Source organism: Pseudomonas sp. LBUM1660 (assembly GCF_059695935.1).
The window spans coordinates 2274211-2296368 of sequence record NZ_CP166795.1 but is presented as its reverse complement, the minus strand read 5'-3'; the positions used below and the strand labels follow the sequence as shown (position 1 = coordinate 2296368).

21 protein-coding genes are annotated in these 22158 nt (G+C 55.0%); 4 read left to right on the top strand and 17 right to left on the bottom strand.

From position 1 onward, the window contains the following. Positions 1-113: 113 nt before the first annotated feature. From ACA068_RS10720 to galE, 6 genes are all read right to left on the bottom strand, one after another. Positions 114-2204 (bottom strand): YjbH domain-containing protein, encoded by a 2091-nt coding sequence (locus ACA068_RS10720; RefSeq protein ID WP_497309648.1) that lies wholly within the window; start codon positions 2202-2204, stop codon positions 114-116. Continuing rightward, a complete protein-coding gene (locus ACA068_RS10715; protein WP_497309646.1) occupies positions 2201-2947 on the bottom strand; it encodes a capsule biosynthesis GfcC family protein in 747 nt (248 codons plus the stop codon). The genes ACA068_RS10720 and ACA068_RS10715 overlap by 4 nt, the downstream gene beginning before the upstream one ends. Before the next feature lie 11 nt (positions 2948-2958). Beyond that, positions 2959-3624 (bottom strand): YjbF family lipoprotein, encoded by a 666-nt coding sequence (locus ACA068_RS10710; RefSeq protein ID WP_094471565.1) that lies wholly within the window; start codon positions 3622-3624, stop codon positions 2959-2961. 14 nt (positions 3625-3638) lie between these two features. After that, positions 3639-4748, bottom strand: a complete 1110-nt coding sequence (locus ACA068_RS10705; protein ID WP_497309644.1) for a polysaccharide biosynthesis/export family protein — start codon at positions 4746-4748, stop codon at positions 3639-3641. Between the two features lie 86 nt (positions 4749-4834). Beyond that, positions 4835-5077 (bottom strand): hypothetical protein, encoded by a 243-nt coding sequence (locus ACA068_RS10700; protein ID WP_497309643.1) that lies wholly within the window; start codon positions 5075-5077, stop codon positions 4835-4837. 139 nt (positions 5078-5216) lie between these two features. After that, a complete protein-coding gene (gene galE, locus ACA068_RS10695) occupies positions 5217-6233 on the bottom strand; it encodes a UDP-glucose 4-epimerase GalE (RefSeq protein WP_497309642.1) in 1017 nt (338 codons plus the stop codon). A 310-nt stretch (positions 6234-6543) separates the two neighbouring features. Here galE and galU point away from each other — a divergent pair, with 310 nt between their 5' ends. After that, on the top strand, positions 6544-7377 hold the full coding sequence (gene galU / locus ACA068_RS10690; RefSeq protein WP_497309641.1) for a UTP--glucose-1-phosphate uridylyltransferase GalU: 834 nt from the start codon (positions 6544-6546) through the stop codon (positions 7375-7377). A 27-nt stretch (positions 7378-7404) separates the two neighbouring features. After that, on the top strand, positions 7405-7812 hold the full coding sequence (locus tag ACA068_RS10685; protein ID WP_497309639.1) for a mannose-1-phosphate guanylyltransferase: 408 nt from the start codon (positions 7405-7407) through the stop codon (positions 7810-7812). A 4-nt stretch (positions 7813-7816) separates the two neighbouring features. On the opposite strand, the gene ACA068_RS10680 is transcribed toward ACA068_RS10685, so the two are convergent. The 8 genes from ACA068_RS10680 to ACA068_RS10645 form a co-directional block, all read right to left on the bottom strand. Continuing rightward, entirely contained in the window at positions 7817-8968 is a 1152-nt protein-coding gene (locus ACA068_RS10680; RefSeq protein ID WP_497309637.1) for an SGNH/GDSL hydrolase family protein, read from the bottom strand. Positions 8969-9005: 37 nt separating this feature from the next. Continuing rightward, positions 9006-10043 carry an acyltransferase family protein gene (locus tag ACA068_RS10675; RefSeq protein WP_497309635.1) on the bottom strand — a complete coding sequence of 346 codons (1038 nt, stop codon included), beginning with the start codon at positions 10041-10043 and terminating at the stop codon, positions 9006-9008. Between the two features lie 12 nt (positions 10044-10055). After that, complete coding sequence (locus tag ACA068_RS10670) at positions 10056-11159, bottom strand: hypothetical protein (RefSeq protein ID WP_497310568.1); 1104 nt, start codon at positions 11157-11159, stop codon at positions 10056-10058. After that, on the bottom strand, positions 11159-12379 hold the full coding sequence (locus ACA068_RS10665; RefSeq protein WP_497309633.1) for an MATE family efflux transporter: 1221 nt from the start codon (positions 12377-12379) through the stop codon (positions 11159-11161). Before ACA068_RS10665 ends, ACA068_RS10670 begins: the two co-directional genes overlap by 1 nt. Then, positions 12376-13488: a polysaccharide pyruvyl transferase family protein gene (locus tag ACA068_RS10660; RefSeq protein ID WP_042932696.1), complete on the bottom strand. Its 1113-nt coding sequence runs from the start codon at positions 13486-13488 to the stop codon at positions 12376-12378. Before ACA068_RS10660 ends, ACA068_RS10665 begins: the two co-directional genes overlap by 4 nt. Positions 13489-13502: 14 nt before the next feature. After that, positions 13503-14585 (bottom strand): glycosyltransferase, encoded by a 1083-nt coding sequence (locus ACA068_RS10655; RefSeq protein ID WP_497309631.1) that lies wholly within the window; start codon positions 14583-14585, stop codon positions 13503-13505. Between the two features lie 95 nt (positions 14586-14680). Continuing rightward, entirely contained in the window at positions 14681-16909 is a 2229-nt protein-coding gene (locus ACA068_RS10650; protein ID WP_497310567.1) for a polysaccharide biosynthesis tyrosine autokinase, read from the bottom strand. A gap of 44 nt (positions 16910-16953) precedes the next feature. After that, entirely contained in the window at positions 16954-17394 is a 441-nt protein-coding gene (locus ACA068_RS10645) for a low molecular weight protein-tyrosine-phosphatase (RefSeq protein ID WP_042932693.1), read from the bottom strand. Positions 17395-17700: 306 nt separating this feature from the next. Between ACA068_RS10645 and ACA068_RS10640 the strand changes: the two genes are divergently transcribed. Further along, entirely contained in the window at positions 17701-18666 is a 966-nt protein-coding gene (locus tag ACA068_RS10640) for a glycosyl hydrolase family 5 (RefSeq protein ID WP_497309629.1), read from the top strand. Between the two features lie 24 nt (positions 18667-18690). Here the strand turns inward: ACA068_RS10640 and ACA068_RS10635 are convergent, their stop codons facing one another. Beyond that, on the bottom strand, positions 18691-19074 hold the full coding sequence (locus tag ACA068_RS10635) for a hypothetical protein (protein ID WP_497309627.1): 384 nt from the start codon (positions 19072-19074) through the stop codon (positions 18691-18693). Positions 19075-19414: 340 nt separating this feature from the next. Here ACA068_RS10635 and tal point away from each other — a divergent pair, with 340 nt between their 5' ends. Then, on the top strand, positions 19415-20341 hold the full coding sequence (tal, locus tag ACA068_RS10630) for a transaldolase (RefSeq protein ID WP_497309625.1): 927 nt from the start codon (positions 19415-19417) through the stop codon (positions 20339-20341). Positions 20342-20411: 70 nt separating this feature from the next. Here the strand turns inward: tal and rssC are convergent, their stop codons facing one another. Together rssC and rssB are read right to left on the bottom strand one after the other, a co-directional pair. Continuing rightward, positions 20412-20894, bottom strand: a complete 483-nt coding sequence (gene rssC, locus ACA068_RS10625) for an anti-sigma factor antagonist RssC (protein WP_007935262.1) — start codon at positions 20892-20894, stop codon at positions 20412-20414. Next, complete coding sequence (gene rssB, locus ACA068_RS10620; RefSeq protein WP_010456296.1) at positions 20894-22075, bottom strand: two-component system response regulator RssB; 1182 nt, start codon at positions 22073-22075, stop codon at positions 20894-20896. Before rssB ends, rssC begins: the two co-directional genes overlap by 1 nt. Positions 22076-22158: the final 83 nt, after the last annotated feature.

Below are 22158 nucleotides of genomic sequence, written 5' to 3'. Positions count from 1 at the left end.
GCAGAGAACCCTGCGCAAGATGGCGCTGCTCACTAAAAGACCTTCCAGGTAGTCCCCTTCCGGTCGACCGCGATTCGATCTACAGCGCTATTCGCCCTGCAGATCGCGCGCCTTCACTCAGTGATCTTGTCGAAGTTACGGTAGAACAAGTCGCTGTCACGGCTATCGGTCATCGAGTGCAGCCAGTAACTGCGATTGAGCCGTGCACCGCCGTCCCGGGTCAGCGGCGACCAGACGATATTGGCCCGACGCATGGTCGACATGCTCATCAACTCGTCGAAAGGAATGGAGATGTAGATGCCCTTGTCGAAACTGCCTTCACCGTATTCCGCTTTTGTCGCGGTGGTGAGCGTGGCCCAGGCACCGAATCGCACACCATTGCGGAACTCCCGCGACAGGTCGACTGTGGCGCCCCAATCCCGCGCCAGGTAACGCCCGACACTGACGGCTGCCTGGGTATCGAAAGGCAAGTCGGTATAACCGGTAATGTGGCCGGTCACGGTCGAGTAATCGCGCAGGCCAAAGCCCTGGTTGAACTCGCGCTGACGCACGTAGTTCAGGTCTGCACCCACCGACCAACGCTGGCCTGCCGGACGGAACAGCACCTCACCGCCCACACCGGCAAACATCGACTCCAGATAGCCGCCGTAGACCATGCCATACAGGTCTTTATCCAGTTGCTCGGCGTGGCTGAGCTGGAACGTGGGCATGGTGACGTCAGAGGTCGTCAGGTACTTGCGCAGGTCCGTCCGCACCCGGGGCAAGCCACTCGGTGCATCGTAGGTAAAGTTGTCGTAGTTGTTCACCAGATTGGCGCTGAGCAGGCCGCTCCACCAGGTGTTGCGCGTGAAGCGATACTCGGCGTCCGCATCGGCGCTCAACTGATAGAGCAAACCATCAGGGCCACCGACGTTCTGTTTGTAGCCAAGTCCGAAGCCATAGTTGAAGGGATCGCGTGTCGCCGTATAGAGCGTAGTCTCGGTGTGCGGCATCGCACCGTTGACCTCAGTGGTGCGGTGCAAGGTTTGCAGCGGCTCCTCGTTGTTGACCACTTCGCGAAAGGTCTCGCGAGGCACGCTGGTTTCTTCCAGCGGCATGTCGTAACGCTTGTTCACCAGGGTGAACCAGTCGATATCATCGCTGACGCTGTTGTCCAGAATCCGGCTGGCGCGGCCGACGGCTTTTGCCGAATGGAAATAATTCGTCTGCTCGCCGTACACAAACAACTCGGGGCCGCGCTGAGTAATGCGCTCGACTTTATAGCCCGCATTTTTCTGCAAGCGTTGCGATACGTTGGCCCAGTTGACCTGATCCGGTGAAGTGGCGGGTGCCTGCGTCGGCAGACGCTCCGCTGGCGGATCGTAAGTCTTGGCTGGTGCCTTGCGGTTGACGAAGTTGGTGTGCAGGGTGATGCCGAACATCGCGGTATTGCCGCGCTCCCAGCCAGCGCTGAGATCCACCGAATCGGTCAGCTTGAACACTGCACCGATGTTGATAGGCGAGTCTTGCTTGATGGCGTTGTCTTTCGGCTCGTTTTTATAGTCGTTGCCTTCGTACTCGAGCTTCAGGCTGAGCGGGTCCCACGGTGTCTGGTAGGTCACGCCGCCAAACAATGAAGGTCGTCCACGGAAATAAGCATTGGTATTGACGTCACCGGTGCCCTCGCCGTCCGGCCGGGTCTTGAAGCGATCCGCCGCCCAACCCAACGGGTTGTCGAAATCGCCTCGATTACCGATGTATCCCCAGGCAATACCCGCGCTGAAATCAAAGTCGTCATAGCGTTTGTTGGCGACCAGGAATTCGCTGGAGAACAGACCGGTACCCCCGACATCGCGAAAACCCAGGGCCAGTTCAGGCGCCCAGTGGCTTTCTTGCCACAGGCGGACCTTGAGGTCCACGGCCTTGTCTTTATAACTCTGGTCGCCGCTCAACGACTCCGGGCCATACCGGCGGTTGGTGATCGCGGTATAGCGAAACGAGCCTTCCAGCCATTCAAATGGCTGCAATGAAACGCTGTAACGGGTGTAGGGATCGGTTCGACTGGCATTCACACTCAACTCGCCAGCCGGCGCCATTCGGGCCGTCGGCGTTTGCATCAAGCCCACGCCGCCGAAATCATTTTGAGTCAATCGCGGCTCTGCGTGAGCCAAACCACACGGCAACAACAACAACAACAACAACACTGCAGCAAAACGTAAATTCAAGGAACCACCTCAGCCAGTTGCGTGGCAATAAATTCGGCCAACTGCTGATTCAGTTCAGGTATAGGCGGATTAAGATCATCGGTTTTGACAGGCACCAGGATTTTGCTGCCCGCGGCTGGCACCTGCCCGCTTTCGCGATTCCACGGCGCAATGCCGACCCGGCGCGTAACGCCATCGGGCTGAACGATCCAGAGGTAATCGGCTTCGGCATCGGCCAGCGGTGAACACCCTTGCAGGTAATCCCGCGCCTCTTGCAGCGGGCGATAGGCGAGCCGGCACGGTTCGGCGACAGCGCCCAGCACTTCAACCACATCGGAACGCATCGGGTAGATCAGGCTGTCGCCGTCATCGAGGCGGAAGTTGCGAGCGAACCCGACCTCTACCGCGATCGGATCAAGGACCACCACCTGGCGTCCTGTAACCGGCATGCGGCTGACTTGCTCGTACAACTGCAACGCCAATGCCGCCCGGCTGGGGCGATCGAAGAGCAATGCGGTGCGTTGCAGCACCTTCAGATCGAACAAGACCCCAGCCTTGAGCCGAGTCTGCTCCTCAAGCAATGGTTGTCGCAGCCAGGCGGCCGCCAGCCAGTAACCTTCAGGATTGGGTTGCGCCAAACGCATCACGTCCAGCACGCGCCCCCCGGGTTGCAACTCGACCGCCCCCGGACTGCGCACATCGCCGCTGACGTTAACTGCCGCATTCACGCCACCGGAGATCAACAACAGGCACGTCCATAACATCTTGGGAAACTTCAACGGACAGCCCTGCGCTCAGAGGTCAACTGCACGATCTTCACCCTGAGTTGCCCTGTCAGTTGCTGTTCACTCTGGAGGATGAAACCGTTATCCGGATCGACCCAATAATGATTAGTCGCGCGCAGGCCAATAGCCGGTGCTTCTATCTGCTCATCGACACGCAGCACGGCGTATTCCTTGTCCAGGATCCTGAGGGTTTCCATGGGTTTGCGGGTGAAGCGGCTGCTCACGGCAACACCCACTTCGTAACCTCGATAGAGATCGATCCAGCGCTGGCTGGTGTATCCGTCGGGCAGTCGGTGAAGGCCTTGCTTGAACGGCGATTGCGCTTCGATACGGGTCCCGTCCAGGTCACCCTCGAAGCCCAGTCCGACAGTGCGAACCGCCAGGCCGTCGCGCAGCAACAGCACCTGCTTGCCGGACGCGACCCAGTACTGCAAGTCGCCTCGCTCACGCACCATCGCCAACACCCCTTCGCCGGAAGGGGTCGTCAACTTGAGTTGCGGATACTGAACCTCGGCCACTTGCGCCGGGGTCAATTCCAGATCGTCTGGCCCGGTGACCACGGCTTTGAAGTTCGCCAAGGTGGCCTTCATCAGCGGATTACATCCACACAACAGCAAGGCCGCCATCAAGCAGACGCTAACTTTCAACGTTCTCACAGTGGGACCAGACCTTATCTGCTGTTAGCTTCGCTTAAGTTGTTTTGTGCCGCCGCGCCCATACCGAGAATCGAGGCCGATGGCACCAATTGACTGATGAAGCGGTTCCAGCGGGTGACGTTGGCAGGGCCCACGTAAACAATGTCCTGGGGACGAACATCGAAGTGAGTGGCAAGCGCCATGGCCGAAGGCGATTCGGCTTGCAGTTGATAGATTTTGGCGGGTTCTACATCGAGGTTTTCCACGCCCCGGATGACGTACACGGCGTTGCCGTTTGAAGTGGTCTGGTTCAACCCGCCTACAGAGCCAATGACGTCGGAAAGATTCATGGTGCGGGTCTTGAACGTCAATGCACGCGGCTGATTAACCTCGCCCATCACGTAGATCTTCTTGCTGTCGTTGTACGGCAAATACAACTGATCGCCGCCTCTGAGATAGACCTTCTGCAACTCGGCATGCTGTTGATTGAGCGCGTCGAGATTCAAGGGATAAACCCGCCCGTTTCGCGTCAACAGCAACCCGGACAAGTCCGCATTCAGCGGATCGACACCGGCCGAACCCAAGGCTTCAACCACGTTGAGCGGGTTGGTGGAAATCGCTTGAGGGCCTGCTCTCAATACGGCGCCCGACACCACCACTTTCTGACTGGCAAAGCGCAACACGGCGACGTCCACTTGCGGGTCCGAGATGAAGGTCGACAACTTCTCGGCAATATCGGATCGCAGTTGCTGGATAGTCTTTCCGGCGGCTTGGACTTCTTTGATGTAGGGGTAATAAAGCGTGCCATCGGACCGAACAAGACGGCCGTTTGCATCGATTTGCTGTTGCGCGCCAGAAGGTGCGGTCAGCTCGGGGTGATCCCATACCGTGATGTACAAGACATCGTTGTTACCAATGCGGTATTCGTCGGGCGTGGTCAACAATTCCGGGGGCAATGACTCATGTACCTGAGTGGCCCTGTCCATGGCGATGAGCTTGGGGGTGATCGGAATAAGCTCAACCCGACTGTTTTCGCTGGCGCCTTCGCGAGTGATATCGCTGGTGCTCATATGTTGACCCGGCGAAAACATACAACCTTGCAAAGCAATACTTGCCAGCATTAAAAAAGGAACACTACGAATCATAATGGCACTACGCTATTCAAGGGCAAACCCAAAACAAGATCGCCCAGTGTTAGCCGGGCAATCTTGTGTGACACCTGCGGTATTTCTCAGTTCGTGCCGGTGGTCCCGGTAGTGCCAGTAGTCCCGGTACTTCCGGTTGTTCCACCATTGGAACTTCCACCGCTGCTGGAGGCAGCCACTGCACCTGAGACCAGCGCGGTGCTGGCCAATGCAGCTTGTGCCGCCGTTACATCACCCAGTACTTTTGTATCCAGTGAAAGAGGTGCTTCTACTGCGAAAGCCCCGCTGCTCATCATCGACAACACGGCAATTACCATCATCTTTTTCATATCAAACTCCTTCCTGCGTGTTCTTTATATCTACGGACTTGCGGGACGGGTTTCCAGTCAATTTTCCCGACCATAATTAACATCGCGTCCTGATATAACAGTTCAGCAGAAAACCCAGGGGCTGGAGCTCCCACAAGCCTTAGTCGAGGTAACCCTTGGGATGATTCGATTGCCAACGCCAGGTGTCCGTCATCATCTCCTGCAAATTCCGCGTGGCCTTCCAGCCGAGCTCATTCGCCGCTTTGGAAGGATCGGCCCAACACTCGGCGATGTCGCCCGAGCGTCGTGGCATTACCCGATAAGGCACTGGCCGCCCCGAGGCCTGTTCAAATGCCCGCAGTACCTCCAGAACGCTGTAACCGTCGCCCGTGCCCAAGTTCCAGATATTGATTCCGGTGCGCGTCGCGATCGACTGCAACGCCTTTAAGTGCCCGTCCGCCAGATCCACCACGTGGATGTAGTCGCGCACACCGGTGCCATCGACGGTGGGGTAATCGTCACCAAATATCGACAGTTCCTGCAGACTGCCGACGGCCACCTGGCTGATGTAAGGCACCAGGTTATTGGGAATCCCGCTGGGGTCTTCGCCCATGTGACCACTGGCGTGAGCACCAATCGGGTTGAAATAACGCAGCAGCGCGATGCTCCAGCGCGGCTCTGCCGCACACAGATCCTGCAGCACGTTTTCGATGAACAGCTTGGATTGCCCGTAAGGATTGGTCGGCGTGCCTGTAGGAAAATCTTCACGAATCGGCATCTGCTCGGGCGCGCCGTACACCGTGGCCGATGAACTGAACACCAGGCGGAATACGCCGGCCGCGGACATCGCCTGACACAGCGTAATGCTCCCGCAAACATTGGCCTCGTAATACTCAAGCGGCTTGCGCACGCTCTCGCCTACGGCCTTGAGCCCGGCAAAATGCAGGACAGCATCGATGGAATGTTGCTGAAAAATCCGGTCCAGCAATGCCCGGTCGCATACGTCCCCGCGAATCATTGACGCAGATTTTCCGCAGATGGCTTCAATGGCATGCAGGGACGCGTCAGAGCTATTGCAAAGGTTGTCCAGTACAACCACGTCGAAGCCCGCCTCAAGCAGCGCAAGTGTGGTGTGAGAACCGATATAACCGGTTCCACCCGTTACCAGAATCTTCATAGAGCGGTCCATAGTGGGGTATTGAAGTGCTCAATTACAGGTAATGTTAAATGCGCACATCACCCATTGACGCCAACACTTATTAGCACTTCAGAACAACCAACACTATTGACGGACACCGACTAAAATTAACTAAAAGCCATCAGCCCCGACAACTAATAACATTTACCCTGTTCTTCACTCGCTAATAATTGCCAATAAATCCCCACTCAGGTATTAAAGTACAACTTCCGCAATACATCAAAACTCACAGCCACGCTCGACACTGTTTTCCGTGCGGCTGCGAACAATGACTTTCCAGGATATATCTATGATTCGTAAATGCTTGTTCCCCGCCGCCGGTTATGGCACGCGCTTCTTGCCTGCTACTAAAGCCATGCCGAAGGAAATGCTGCCGATCGTCAACAAGCCTTTAATCCAGTACGCCGTTGAAGAAGCTCGGGACGCCGGTCTGCAGCACATGGCAATTGTGACCGGCCGGGGCAAACGTGCGCTGGAAGACCATTTCGATATCAGCTATGAACTGGAACACCAGATTCGCGGCACCGAGAAGGAAAAGTTTCTGGCCAGCACCCGGGAGCTGATTGAAACCTGCACGTTCGCCTACACCCGTCAGGTCGAAATGAAAGGCCTGGGGCACGCGATTCTCAGCGGTCGTCCCTTGATCGGCGACGAACCGTTTGCCGTGGTGCTGGCGGATGACTTGTGCCTGAACCTGCAAGGTGACGGCGTACTGGCGCAGATGATCAAGCTCTACAAAAAATTCCGTTGCTCGATCGTGGCCATTCAAGAAGTGCCCCGTGATCAGACTCACAAATACGGCGTGATCGCCGGCGAGTTGATTTCCGAAGGCATCTACCGGGTCAACAGCATGGTCGAGAAGCCGGCGCCCGAGGACGCCCCGTCCAACCTGGCGATCATTGGCCGCTACATTCTGACCCCCGACATCTTTGATTTGATCGCCGACACCCAACCGGGCAAGGGCGGCGAAATCCAGATCACCGACGCGCTGATGAAGCAGGCGCAAAATGGCTGCGTGCTGGCCTACAAGTTCGAAGGCATGCGCTTTGATTGCGGCGGTGCAGAAGGCTATATCGACGCCACCAACTTTTGCTATGAGCAGCTTTATCTCAACGGTCTTTGACCCACCCATTCACCCAGGCAGGCCACTATGACCACTGCAAAACGCTCGGTAGACATCGAACAGAAAGCGAGCAACGTCGGGGTGATGGCCTGGCTGTCAAAAACCCCGTCGTTATCCTCCACCTCGGTGGCCTGGTTTGGCGCAACCTTGTTGGTTGAGCGCATCGGGGTGTTCCCCTCTTCGGGCGATATCCATCGCCCGGTCAGGGACCCGTTTGCACTCTTGAACCATCTGAAAAATCTATACGCCCACCAGGCCCTGGATATCGATGAACGCGACGGGCTTAAAGTGATTTTCAATGATTGGCGATTCCGGGTTCGCGTGCGCTACAGCGACCCGGCAATCGTCATCAAAATTGAAACGCGATGTGATCCTGATTTGATGCCTGTGAAAACCGCAGAGCTGCTGAGCCATCTGGAACGCTTTGAACGGTGAATGATTATTTCAAAGCGGAACCACACTGACCCGGCGACTCACTGACACCTGCGACAATCAGGCGATACACGTAATCGGCAATCAGCCGACCGCCCGAACCCGGGATGGGATGGATGTTGTCCGGGCCGATCATGGGGGTCGGCCCGCCACTGGCGTAGCGTTTGAAGTCGGGACCGAACGTGCATTGCAAACTCGAATACACAATGTTTTCCGAACGCGCCCAAGGCTCAAGTACCTGGGCGTACTCCGACATCGGATAAGCACTGGAGCGCGTTGTGTCCTGACGCAGGATGACGTTAATGCTCGCCGCCGGATGAACTTCGCGAATCATCCGCACCAACCCTTTCATGTTCTCCAGATAGTCCTTGGGCTTAACGCCAAATCCCTGATCATTACCGCCTAGCATGATCAGGTAAACGTCCGCCGGTATCTTTGAAACGACGGCCTTCCATTGGGTTTGCCATGGGGGATCGCTTTTATAAAAGTCACCTGAGGCGGCGCCAGAAGCGGCGAGTTTGGAGACCCTGACGCCGCCCTGATTATTGGCCAGCCACAGACCAAACAACGTCGGCGCACCTTTCACGACTTCGAGCCTTAACGACCATTCATCATTGGCGGGGACGCTAAGTTGCATTTCCTGAACCCCTGATCCGGCCATCGTCAAAGGATGCCAGGTGTCTGAAGGTGTCCACCGATAGCGCATCTCACTTGATTTGCCATTGCCCAGGTAAAGCAATTTGGCATGGGCGATAGACGTATCGATGGCAGTCGTTTCGTTGGAGTCCAGCTCAACATAAGCACCGACCTGGCCGGTAACAGTGCGGCTGTCCGGACTTGCCTGGCCAAGACTGGAAACGTCCCAATCCCCACCGAAGTACTTCTCGCTGCTGCGGGTGTATTTGAAATTCGTACCACCGAGCGCGGCACCGTGATTGAACCCGACATAACCAGGCCCGGCGAAACCAAAATCTTTCGCCAGGTGCTGAGTGAGGGCATTGAGATAAAAGTCCTGCCCCGCGCTGTAACTGTCGCCAATCACCGAGATGGCCAGCACCTCCACCGCTTTACCCTTGGCCGTTGCGGCAAGCCGCTCGCGTGAACTTCTCACTTCGACAACGGGAGCAGGAACGGGGCGCACATCATCGACATCTACCATTGACTCATCCCTCTATCAGGAAGTCGGCTGAATGCGCTCAGGATTGAGGCACCTTCAACCCGACCTCTGGGGCCTTTTTGCGGGTAACACGCTCGCCCAAAAACAGAACGGAAGTCAGGGTGAAACGGCTGAAAACGTTCGACAACAGCACGGGCCCCAACAATCCACACAGCACGCCGCCTGCGACCAGAACGCTGTCGTCCGTGACGCCCAAACGCCCCAAGGCGAACCGCGAACTGGCGGCAAACAGCACGTGAAAAAGGAAAATGGCGTAAGAATATCCACCCAGCCAGATCAAGGCTTTCGAGCGCATGTCAGTCGACAGTAGCGCGACACAGGACATACAGCCAACGAGCAAACCGACAACGCTTCTACGATCGACAATAAGTTCGCGATCCACGGCGGCGACATACAGCAGCACAACCGATATAAAGATGAACACCACCGGACCGATCACTTTCAGCGATTGCTTCAAGGCACTGACCTTTTCGTGACAAATCATCCCCGTCACAAAAAACGGCAGCAAATAGACCGCGCCATTGATGCCAAACGCATCAACCGGAAAGACCGGCAACAAGAACACCAGCGCCGAAAACAAGAACAGCAGATACAACCGCGTCGCCGTCTGCAACAGACCGCGCCACTGCAGAAAACCGACAAACACAAAGATGATGAAGACGGCCTGCAAAAACCAGAAATGGTTAACCGGTATGTAGAACGACAACAAGGCGTCGAGCAACCCGACCTCCTTGTTAACCCCAGGCCCTACAACCTGCAGCACCGAAAACGGAATACCGACAAAAAACAACGGCACGATCAACCTTCTCACCTTGCCAACGCAGTAAGCGGAGAAGTCATTGCCTCTGATTTTGTATATCGAATAGATGTAGCCCGATATGAAGGTGAACAGCGGCATCCTGACGTACACCATCGAATCCGCCAACACCCGAAAAGGTGACCCCAGATCTATTTTCAGTCCGCCGCCCAGCGGCCCTATCACGTGATAGAGCACCAGCAGCAGGCATGCCAGGCCTCTGAGCGTTTCTATTTCCAACGATTTTTTCTTGCTTTGCATAAACCACAAACCTCAGCTCAAGACGCTTGATTCAACCGACTCAGGTTTTTTTGAGCGCAACTGCAATCCCAGGCCCAGAAACAGCACCGGCACCACCATGGAGAAATGTCGGGCAAACGAGCCGAAGTCAGGCTCGAACAACCCCTGCACCAATAAAAAGGACAGTGGGATCGCAATCAGCTCTTTGACTTTCGGCTCGATGGTTGAGCCTTTGTAATGACTCGACGTGATCATTTTGAACATCAATAACGAGGTCATCATCATCAGGACGACGAATATGATCTGCCCCAGGCCGGAGAGCAGGATCAACTCCACCGGGAAAGACAGCCTGAAAAAGATGCTCATCGAGTCCACGGCCTGCGACACGAAGTCACCGCCGTTAATCCACGAAACGATCAATGACTTCGAGCCTTCTTCACCCAAAGTCCGCTGTTCATTGTTACTGGCGCGAATGGACGAAACCGAATAGCCGACCAGCAACTGAATGGCCGTCGCGATCACCAGGTAGAACATAAACAACATCACGAAAAAGCTGAAACGCGACACATGCTTCTTCATCACGCACACGCCGACCCAGACCAGCGAAAACAATATCCAGTAGGGTCGGATCAGCACGCCATAAAACAGCGCAGAGAGGAAAAAGCCCGCGCGGTAGCGTTTCGAAAAGGAGAAAAACAGAATGGCGATCACCGCCACCGAGACAATGATCTCCTTGGTCAGGTTATCGAGGAAAAACGACCTGACCACCCCCCAAAGGCACAAGGTCAGGAAGAGCGTTATCGGTATTCTTTTGAAGATGAAGATCGGGATGGAGGTCAGAAACAGGTTGCACAACATCCCGTAGGCCCACGCATTGGTCAGGTTGATACCGGTGGGACGCAGCAGGTAGGCGGAGCACTCGTAAGAGGACCGGTCTGGTGAAAACGGATTCCAGAAATTGCAATTATCTGAACGAACGTATGACGTCCACAGGGTCATGGCATCCGGGCCAGGATCGCGGTGCATCAGCAGCGGCATCGCAATAGACAGAAAAAGACCACACAGCAGAATCAGGAATGAAATGGGCGAATCGAGTTTTCTTCCGCGAAACTCTATGGACGGTAGAGAGATGGCCATTACAAGGCCCCCTTCGACCGGGCAAATCTGGTCAGCAACGCAATGACGGCCAACTGCACCGTGATCGAAAAGACATTGCCCCACGCCGCGCCGTAAATTGAATAGTGCTTGATGAGCACATAACTGACGGGCAGTGAAATCGCCAGGCAGATCGCCGCACTGGCTAATGAGACCCGACTGTTCTTTGAGGCAATAAGACCTCCCCACACGATGTCGCCGACGGCGCGCAGGGCAAAAGAGAAAATCAGGATCGCTAAAATCCGGTTATCCGGGCGCGGGACTGCCGCGTCCACGTAATCGAGCAGGATGTTGAAGAAGGCATAAATCAGCACAGCTACCGCGCAGGAAACAATCAAGGAGCGCAGCACCCATTGATTAACGAACAATTGCCGAACCGTCAGCGCCTGCTGGTTATTTTTATAACGCTTGGCGAGCACGGGAATGCCCACCACTGCAACAACGGCGTAGGACAATGCTTGCAACGTGTTGGCGGCAGACCAGGAGTAAACGTATTTGCCGAGGCTGGCATACGGTTCAATGTCCAGAATCAGAAAACGTTCAGCGTACTGACTTAATGCGATCAGGCCGCCGCCCAGATAAAAGGGCAACCCTGCTCTCCAGACGGAAACCGTGGTAACGGCACTGACGTCCCGGCCCTTATGAACGTTAACCACAATGAAGTAACCGGCCACGATGACCAACAGGTTGGTGGCCACCCATAACCAAAGCACACTGGCGATGGTGGACACTACGCCCGCCATCAGTCCGCCCACGGCAAGGAGCGCCCAGAGGCCGGTCTTGATGAAAAACAACAACGCGCCCCAGTTGGCCTTTTGTGCGGAAAAGACAAACGAGTTTATTTCGAAGGACAGATGCTCGGTGAGCAGCAACAGCGTGACGCACGCGATCAACGCGGCACTCGCCTCAACATCGCTGAACAGTGAGTAAAGCGCGACCGTGACCACCGATAACAACAAACCAACGGCCAGGTACAGAATCAGTACCTTATCAACGACAAGCTTCGTACTGCCCTCCACGCTGATCAGCCGGTTGATTTCAGAACTGAACCCGACGCTGTAAAACTTCGAGGCGATCAACGAAGCGGCCACCACCACCCCGTAGAAACCCAATGCCTCGTAACCCAGGTAATGCGTGATGGCCAACACCAGCAAGAACTTTGCGCCTAATGCACCTCCGCGTAGCAACAGCCGAAATATCATCGAACAATCCCTTTGATAATCGTGTCCATCAGCTCCGTTTTGGCTTCGATTTCTTTGCAGGTGTCCGTCAGTTTTTTACCGAATCTGGACAACGCGTTCGGGGCGTAAACAGTGTCAATGATCGTGTCGACATTTATGTCCCCGCCGTTGATTACCCAATCTTCCACGCCCATATCCTGATAGGCGCCAAAACCTTTGCGTTCATAGCTGATATGAAACGCAGGTACGCCGGCGAGTAAAGACTCGATGGCTCCGTGCAGCCTTACGGAGATGACCAGGTCGGGCTGATACTTGGACAGGGTCGCCTTCAAAGGCAAGAGGTCCTCGGTAATGCCAAGTTCCCGATAGAACGCCCCGTCATCGTTGCCACGGACGGCGCTTTGAACAGCACATACCACTTTGCTTTTCGCCCTTAGTCTCTTCAAAAGAAGCTTCAAGTTGGCAACGTAGGCGATCTTTTTCTCTTTGCTCCATTCCGGCGGCTTGCGTAAAACCACGCAGACCACGGCCGGCGATGACGCGCAGCGGGTGAACTTGGGTTGCACCAGAATCTTTTTCGCCAACGCCTGGACCGCCAGGTCTGGCGCTCGATAAACATTTTCATTGGATTGGAAAATAGCCGACGACCTGTTGTCGCGGACAAACACCGCATCGGCACTGGCATAGTGTTTTACGATCGCGCTGCTCTCACCGTGGAACGGGCCGATACTTTGCGGCAGGTAAACCGACGGCACCTTGCTCAAGATCGCCGTTTCGAGCTGTTTGGCATGGCCCAGTTTCAGCTTGATGTGTTCAAAGGCGCTCTTTGACCGCATGTACCCACCGCCCACCCCGACGATCAGATCGCTGGTGCTCAAGAGGTCAGCGAGCGGTGCGTAAGACTGTTTAAGGAAAACCGCTTCCTTCACGCGTCCCAGTCCTTTAGCCGCCATGACCGGCGCGTCATACCGCTTATAGGGAAGGTAACTGAATGATTGGGGGTCTGATGCAACGACATTGATTAACGTGTCGGCACCGAAGTTTCGCAGCACCAAGGCAATTGCCAAATCCACCAGGAGGCCATCACCGGAATTGGATGCACTGTAGCCATGCAAAATAGTAACGTTCATATCTTGATATCTACTTAATAAGTTTGAGCGGAATACACGTCATAGGTTTGCTGGATCATCAGCGTTGCGCTGAACCGTTCGCGCACCCGCTTGCGGCTTGCGGTGCCGAGTTCCAGCAACTTTTGTTTCTTGATGTTCACTAAGATGTTGCCGAGCGCCTGGTGATCGCCCGTCGAAAATATGTAGCCCGTGACGTCGTGCGTAACCAGTTCAGGGAGCGAAGTGCAGTCACTGGCAATAACGGGCACGCCCATGGCCATGCCCTCAAGGGGAACCATGGCAAAACCTTCCCAGCGACTGGGGACAATCAGGGCATCGGCGGTTTTATAGAGAGCATTGACTTCGGCCGGGGTCACCCAAGGCAGGTATTCAACGGCGTCAATGACAGGGCACTCTACCGGCTCCTCATTCACCGCACTCCCGACCACCGTCAGTTTCAAGTCGGTGCGCTCGACTTCCGTGAATGCCTTGAGCAGGACATCAAAGCCCTTCTGGTAGTCCAGTCGACCCACAAATAAAAGTTGAATATCCGTGCACTGACTGGACAGGCTCTCATCGTTTTTATAATGAATGCCGTTGTAGATCAGTTTCATACGGTGGCGGTCGATACCGAACGAGGCCGCTTTATCCAGTTCATACTGGCTGACACAGATAATGACATCCGTGACTTTTTGCAAAAGCCGCTCAATCAGTGAATACACTTTCTGCTTGGCGGGAGAGCTTTCCATCAAGAACGAAAACGCGTGCGGGCAGTAGATGATTTTCGGTGACCGCCAAGGGCGCAAGATTAAACACACACATCGGCCAATGACCCCGGAAAACGTGCTGTGCAAGTGCACGACATCCGGTTTTTCCTTGAAGATCACTCGGACGAGTTGCCAGGCAAACCGCAGCAGGGAGACGACATCTCTCTTGTTTCGGGAGAAGGTCCTGATGTCTTTTTCATCAATGCCATGCAGTTCTTTTCTCTGATCGAACGGAATCAAATACACCAATTCATACTGCTGGGCGTCGCCCTTGGGAGGGGTTGATATCGTCCGGATGACCGTCGCAACGCCACCTTTAATCGTTTCCGCCACATGTAGTATTTTTTTCACAATCCACCCAACTCCATTATCGTAGTCACAAGGCAACAGGGACCGGAGAATGGTTAGTCCACCCTCAGTCCATTACCTGGCAAATAGAACTCGCATTACGACTTGTCAGAGGCGTACTCGTAGTTGTAATAGCCATAACTGCCATTACCGTAATAACTGGACGCTCGTTTCTCGACACCGTTGAAAATCGCGCCTTTCAATTCGATGCCGTTTTGAGCAAACCGACGAATCGTCAATTCGATCTCTTTGGCTGGATTGACGCCGAAGCGCGTCACGATCAGATTAATGGCGGCTTCACGGCCAACGATGGCCGCATCTGTCACGGCCAGAAGAGGTGGCGTGTCGATGATTACCACGTCGTAGAGTTCGCTCAGTTCAGTGAGGAGTTCTCTGAAGTTGGCATGCATCAACAGCTCGGACGGGTTGGGCGGTACTTGTCCACGACTGATGAAATGCAGGTTATCGACTTCGAGTTTATTGATCGCTTGCTCGATACTGCAGCGCTTGGTCAACAGATCGGACAAGCCATTGCTGATCGGTGTCGCCAAGGTCTTGTGCAGATGACCTTTGCGCATATCGGCATCGATCAGCACGACCCTCTGCCCACTTTGAGCGATGACCGCGGCCAGATTAGAAGAGACAAACGTCTTGCCTACCTGAGGGCTCGGACCGGAGATCATGATCCGGTTGTTGGTCGCATCCAGCCCTGCAAAATGCAGGCAGGTTCGCAGGCTACGTATCGATTCGATGGACAAGTCGGTGGGGTTACGCAGGGCCAATAGAAAAGACTGGCTGTTGGCGCTGTCGCCCAGTCGGACTTTTTTAGTGTCCTCTTCTTGTTGCAGGGTGCTGTAAGGAATGGAGGCATAAACCGGCAGACCCAGTTGCTCGATGGCTTCCGGCCCTTCGAGTCCTCTGCTCAGCGATTTACGCACTAACACCAGCGCTACACCGACAAAGCCACCCAGCAAAGTCGCAATCAGTACGATCAGGGCTTTACGCGGTTTGACCGGGGTGGTGATGTCGACGTCCGCCGTATCAATCAACCGTGCATTGCCGACCGCCCCTGCCCTGACGATGTCGAGTTCTTGGGATTTGTTCAGCAACTGGGTATAGATTTGTGTCGCCACTTCCACATCACGGGTCAGGTTCAACAGCTCCTGCTGTGTAGCCGGAAGCCCCTGGACTTTCTTTTCCAACCCCTGTCGCTGTTTGTTCAAATCCCCCATCTGCGCCATCAATGCGCGGTAGGCCGGGTGCTCCCGGGTGAACTTTCGATCCAAGTCCGCTTGCTGGAGTTTCAGATCCGAGATGCGCGTATCCAGCACCACCATCTGTTCCAGCACAGACTTGGTTTCGAGGGAGATGTTGACTGTGTTTCCGCGGGTCTGATAGCTGTTCAGTGCGTTGCTGGCTTTGACCAGATCGTCTTTGACTTGCGGTAATTGTGCCTGAAGAAACTCCAGACTCTGGGCAGCCTCGGCAGAAGTACGTTGCACATTCTGCTGCACATAAAGCCTTGAGATCTTGTTGAGAATCTTCACCGCCAGGGTGTAGTCGGTGCTGGCCAGAGCCAGACTGATGATGCCCGATTCTTTACCTTGCTCGGAGACATCGAGGGCGTCCTGGTAATTCTGAATGGTGACAATGCGTGGATTGCGCACGACTTCAAATTTAGTGCCCGGGTTCGCGGCCATGCTCGCGATAAGGACCTCGACACCCTCCTGCGCGATGGCTTCGCCTGTGGCGCCATCGGCCAACAAACCGCCGTTGTCATCGTAGAGTTTGAATCGATTCTGCTCTTCGGCAACCAGCATCAATTTCTTGCCCAATAATTCAGCCGGCAGATCAAGCTGTTCGATATCAAGGCGCTCGCCGCCCCATGCATAACTGTTCATGCCAAAGCGCGGTGGCGAGACACTTTCAGTGGGGCTGCTTTTATAGCGCCGAGCAAGAAAGCCGCCGACGACGGGAAAGGTGTTGGGCGTAATCACAATATCAAGATGCAGATCATCGACCGTTTTACCGATAACCGCGCGAGACTTGATAATGCCGATCTCGGTCGCCGCCGGTGATTGTCCACCGAGCATGCTGCTGATATCCGAGAATCCCAGCATGTCGTTCTTTTTCGGCTCGACCTGGACCAGGGCATTTGCCAGATACACGGGCGGCGATAAAATCGAATACGCGGCACCGGTCACCATGAACGCCCCGGTGATGGCACCTATTAACCATTTATGGTCAATCAATGTGCCTAATAAACCGAGCAGATCAATCTCGTCTCTGTCTTTATCCCGGGTGCTGATTACTGACGGTAACTGCATAAGGTCTATTCTTTTACCATTATTACTAATCTGAAAATCATCCATTAACGTCCGAGGCGCTGCGCCCATGAGCAAACGGCATCTTCAATCAATGCATGGGCATGGACAAACGCAGCTTTTCCTTGACGATACGGGTCCTTTATTTCGCGTTCACTCTGCCACTTCCCCAGAAGAAACACTTTGCCCCTGGCGTGTGATGCAATCTTTAGTACGCCCTGTACATGCTCTTTTTCCATGACCAGAATGAGGTCTGATTCATTGACAATGGCGGGCGTAATCTGCCGCGCTTTAAACCCTTGGTCTTCGTGCCCCTGTTCTTCAAGAACCCGAAGTGCGTCGGGTTCCATAGACTCACCCACCCGCGCGTTCAATCCCGCGGAGGTCACTGAGATACCCGAAGGTTGCAGCGCATGGCGTAGCAACAGTTCAGCGGTAGGACTTCGGCAAATATTGCCGACGCAGACCACAAGAATCTTTCTGAACAAGGCTACTCTTCCCGTGTAGTGTCGATTCAGCCCACGTGTAGCGAGGATATAAGTGAGCCAACAAGACCGTCCCGCACTCTGAGAGGGATCCATCATGAAAATACTTTCGCATTAAATACCACGACACACAAAAAACGCCCAACCAGAAAACCGGACCATAAATAACACCTGCGCCAGGGAAGTTATTTATCCGACCAATATTAACAATGGGCGTCTGTGATGGAAGATTGATGGTATCGCTGTATTAATTGACTAATGATATTTTCCCCTGCCCCCTACCTGGGACGACTATAGGAATTGCCCGTTATGCCCTCCACGTGTTTTCGACTGATTGCCACTTCAACGCTATTTATACTTGGCGCCGTCGTTCCTGTTTACGCCAGTCAGGCTTTTTCAGCGCTGGCTCAGGACAGCAAGACAATAGGCGTTCAGGTGAAGATCCAGAATTTCTCGACCGCTGACGCCCATCAGATCAAAGCCTCAGGGTTCGGCTTCGTGCGCCTTGGCGTATGGACAAACAGCCTGGGTAACCCGGCGTATCAACACCAGATCAATGAAGCCTTCGCTGCTGCCAAATCCGCCGACCTGCCAGTATTGATGACCGTTCGCTCCACTAAAGCGCTAACCCACAAAACGCAAAGCAGTGGCAGAGATCTCGCCGCTGCGGGAGATTCATTCGCCAACTCGGTCATCGGTCTGGAAAACGCCTTCAGTACGCAGCTTGTCGCCATTGAAATCTGGAATGAACCGGACTTGCCAAAATACTGGCCTACCCAGGATTTTGAAGTAACGTTTGTGCCGTTCATGAGCGCAGTGTGCAACGCGTTACAAAAGCGGGATCACTCAACCCCCCTGATCGGGTTTGGATTCGCGAAGGCCCCCACCAAAGACTCCAGGGCGACCGTCGCACTGACTGAAATCTTGAAGGAACACCCACAATGCCTCAGCGCTGTTTCTTATCACCCGTATGGCATGTCGGGCACCGAGATCAGCCGTGCTCAAGCGTTTATCCTTGATAACTTCCAAGTGCCGGGGGTGATTACCGAATGGGGAGTGCCATCGCTCAGTTCCATCGGAGGCACTGCGGGACAAGCATCGCGCATTACAAGATTCATCTCGGATGTCAAAAAACTGAATATACCGCTGACTTCCCTATACGAATGGAAAAACAGCGACTCTGGCAGTAATGATCGTGAGCGAAGTTTTGGATTAAAGTCGTCCGATGGAACATCAAAACCTGCGGAAGCCGCCGTCAAAATGCTATTGAAGTAACCTGTCGAATGACCGCGCACACCGTTAACAGGGGCTTTTATTAATCCATGCTGCATAACTCGCGGCGTCCATTGCCAGTGACTCCTCCACAAGCACCTCGAACAATACGGCTTGCGCTTCAAACCGCAGGTCATGTTTGGACTTCTGTGAGTCGTTCATTTGTTCCATCAACACGCGAGTGACTTGACTGGGCATGCTGTGTTTCACTCGATTTAGCCAGCCGGGAACTTTCTTTGCGGCTTTCACTCTTCCCATTTCAACCAGACCCGTCATATTGTCCGGATGGTTCTTCTTTGATGCGGCCATCAGCTCTTCAAATACTTCGGTCAATTTCTTCAAGACATAACCGAGAATAAAGTCATCGAAGGCCTCCACAATTGCAGACACCCGCTCCCCTTGTGAAGTCATTTCCCCATCCAATACCTACATTTATCCACGCCACATTACACGCCATCCGAGTGGCACTAATTGACATCTTATAACGGGTGAACTTGACCATTTTTAACACCGGTTGGCGCCCGAATGCAGGTATGCCAGCTCAGGCGCCAGAGTTGCCACAGAGCCGTCAACGGTCAGTTGCTTTGAACCTGCGCGCGGTTTTGGCATCGTATTTACCGAGACCCGCGCCCCACCTTTCAAACATCCGTTCTCCGGTTGTTGCCAACGGGGCCACCGATACGTACATGCGCCCTTGAGTGGCTGTCAGCGCTCGGGTAATGTCATTAGACCCATAGGACAGAGCACGCCCATGACTTCCAAGCTGGAACAACTCAAACAAATGACCACCGTAGTTGCCGACACCGGCGACTTCGAAGCTATCGCTCGCGTAAAACCCGTCGACGCTACCACTAACCCTTCCCTGCTGCTGAAAGCGGCGGCCATTCCCGGGTATGCCGAGTTGCTGAACGCCTGCGTTCACGACTGCAAGGGCGATGTGGGCCTGGCCAGCGACCGCTTTGGCGTGGCGGTAGGCCAGGAAATCCTGAAGGTTGTACCGGGCCGCATTTCCACTGAAGTGGATGCGCGCCTGTCGTTCGACACTGACGCCGTATTGAAGCGTGCGCACCGTCTGATCGACCTGTACGACAAGGCTGGCATTGGCCGTGACCGTGTGCTGATCAAGATCGCTTCCACCTGGGAAGGCATCCGTGCCGCCGAGACGCTGGAAAAGGAAGGCATCCAGACCAACCTGACGCTGCTGTTCTCCTTTGCTCAGGCGGCGGCGTGCGCTGACGCCGGAGTGTTCCTGATTTCGCCGTTCGTGGGCCGCATTTACGACTGGTACAAGAAGGCCAATGGAAACGACTACACCGGTGCGGATGATCCGGGCGTGCAGTCGGTGACGCGTATCTACAACTACTACAAGGCCAATGACTACAAGACCGTGGTCATGGGTGCGAGCTTCCGCAACCTGAATCAGATTGAGCAGTTGGCCGGGTGTGATCGCCTGACCATCAGCCCAGACCTGCTGGAACAGCTGGCGGCGGACACTGGCAAGCTGGAGCGCAAGCTGGCCCCGGGGCATGCGGGAGAGGCGCGTTTGAGCCTGAATGAAGCGCAGTTCCGCTGGTTGTCCAACGAGGATGCGATGGCGACCGAGAAACTGGCTGAGGGGATTCGTCAATTCGCTCGCGACCAGGAAAAACTCGAAGCACTGCTGCAAGCCAAGCTGTGATCTAGTTCAGCTCAATGCAAAAAGGGCGAACCCTTACAGGTTCGCCCTTTTTTGTGCGTCGCTTATGGAATCAGTGACGCTCGAGGGCGTTCACCAGATCATGAAAGGCTTCACGGTTGGAGTCGTTCAGGCCCATGAGGATTTTGTGTGCTTCGAGCACTTTGATCCGCACGACTTCCTCGGACTGATCCTGGTCTGGCAGGTCGGTCAGGCATTCAGGGCACGGGATCGGGCGGTCAACGATGTTGAACACTTGCTCGAAGCCCATGGACTGCAGCAGACGGGTGATGTCTTCGTGGGTGGTGACGACGGTCGGCAGCAGGCCGACCTTTTGCCGCGACAGGATCGACAGTTTGGCAAGCAAACCAAGGGTGGTGCTGTCGATGCTGCGGGTTTCGGTCAGATCGATCACGATCGCGTTGAAATTCAACGCGGTGAAGATCCGCTCAATAGTCGCATCCAACGCCGAACATAGGGTCAGGCGAACTTCACCGACGAACTTCAGGACGAAGGTGCCGTCCTGTTCGGCGAACTGGATTCTACCGGTACTCATTAAAGATTCCTGCTCAACACCAACAGGGCGATATCATCCGGCATCTCCCCTAGCGTGGCCAATCCAAAAACCTGCCGCAGACCATCCAGGCTGCCGCCCGCTGCTTTGACCCGTTGGGGCAAAGCCGCTTCTTTTTCTTTGAGTGTAGGTTCTGGCAAAAGGTCCAGAATGCCATCGGACATCAGCGTCAGGCTGAATGTTGGCGGCAGCTCCAGCACGTGGTCTTCATAGGTGGCTTCATTGAAGAGGCCCACCGGCAGACCACGCCCTTCCAGATAACGAACACTGTCTGGCGTGTACAACACAGGCAACGGCAAATGACCACCGATGCTATAGGTCAACAAACCTGTCTCCTCGTCGATGACACCACCGACCATTGTGACGTGTTTACCCAGCTTACAACTGATCAGGCCTCGGTTGATATGACCAAGGACCTCTGAAGGCTTGAATTCCGGCAATGTGCCGCTGCGCTTGGATTCGAACAGCAAGCGCGTGGTCATGAACTTTAGCAGCACGGTGACGAAGGCTGAAGAGGCGCCATGACCGGAAACGTCCGCCAGGTAAAAAGCTACCCGACGCTCATCGACCCGAAAGTAGTCAACGAAATCACCCGACAGGTACAGCGACGGGATGATCTGGTGGGCGAACTGGAACTCGTCGATGGTCCAGGGGCTGACCGGCAGCATGTTCATCTGCACCTGGCGACCGGCGTTCTGGTCTTCCTGGAGCAGGTTCAGGCTGGCGGCGAGCTCGCGGTTGGCCTTTTCCAGCTTCTCGCGGTAGCGCTGGTTTTCCAGCAGCAGGCGCGCACGATCCAGGGCACGGCGCACAGAGTGCTCGAGCACAGCCAGATCTTCGAGAGGCTTGATCAGGTAATCCGCCGCACCCAGGCGCAAGGCCTCGACCGCGTCGTTCATCACGCCGGCACCCGAAACCACGATCACCGGGGTTTGCGGCGACAGCTCGGTGACCTGGCGAATGAGTTCGAGTCCGCCCATCTGCGGCATGCGCAGATCGCAGATGACCAAGTCGGGCTTGTCTTGCTCGAATACCTGAAGACCCTGCTGGCCATTACTGGCCTGCAGGACACTGAAACCACTGTCTTCCAAGTAGGCCGCGAGGCTCGCGCGCACTACTTCGTCATCATCGATTATCAGCAACGTGGCACTGGTTTTTGGCATGTGGGCAAACGGCGCCAGAATTAGGTTGGCGTAGCAGGCAGGGGGTTTAGCCCGGCTCACACTACTGGATTCGCTTTCTAGCC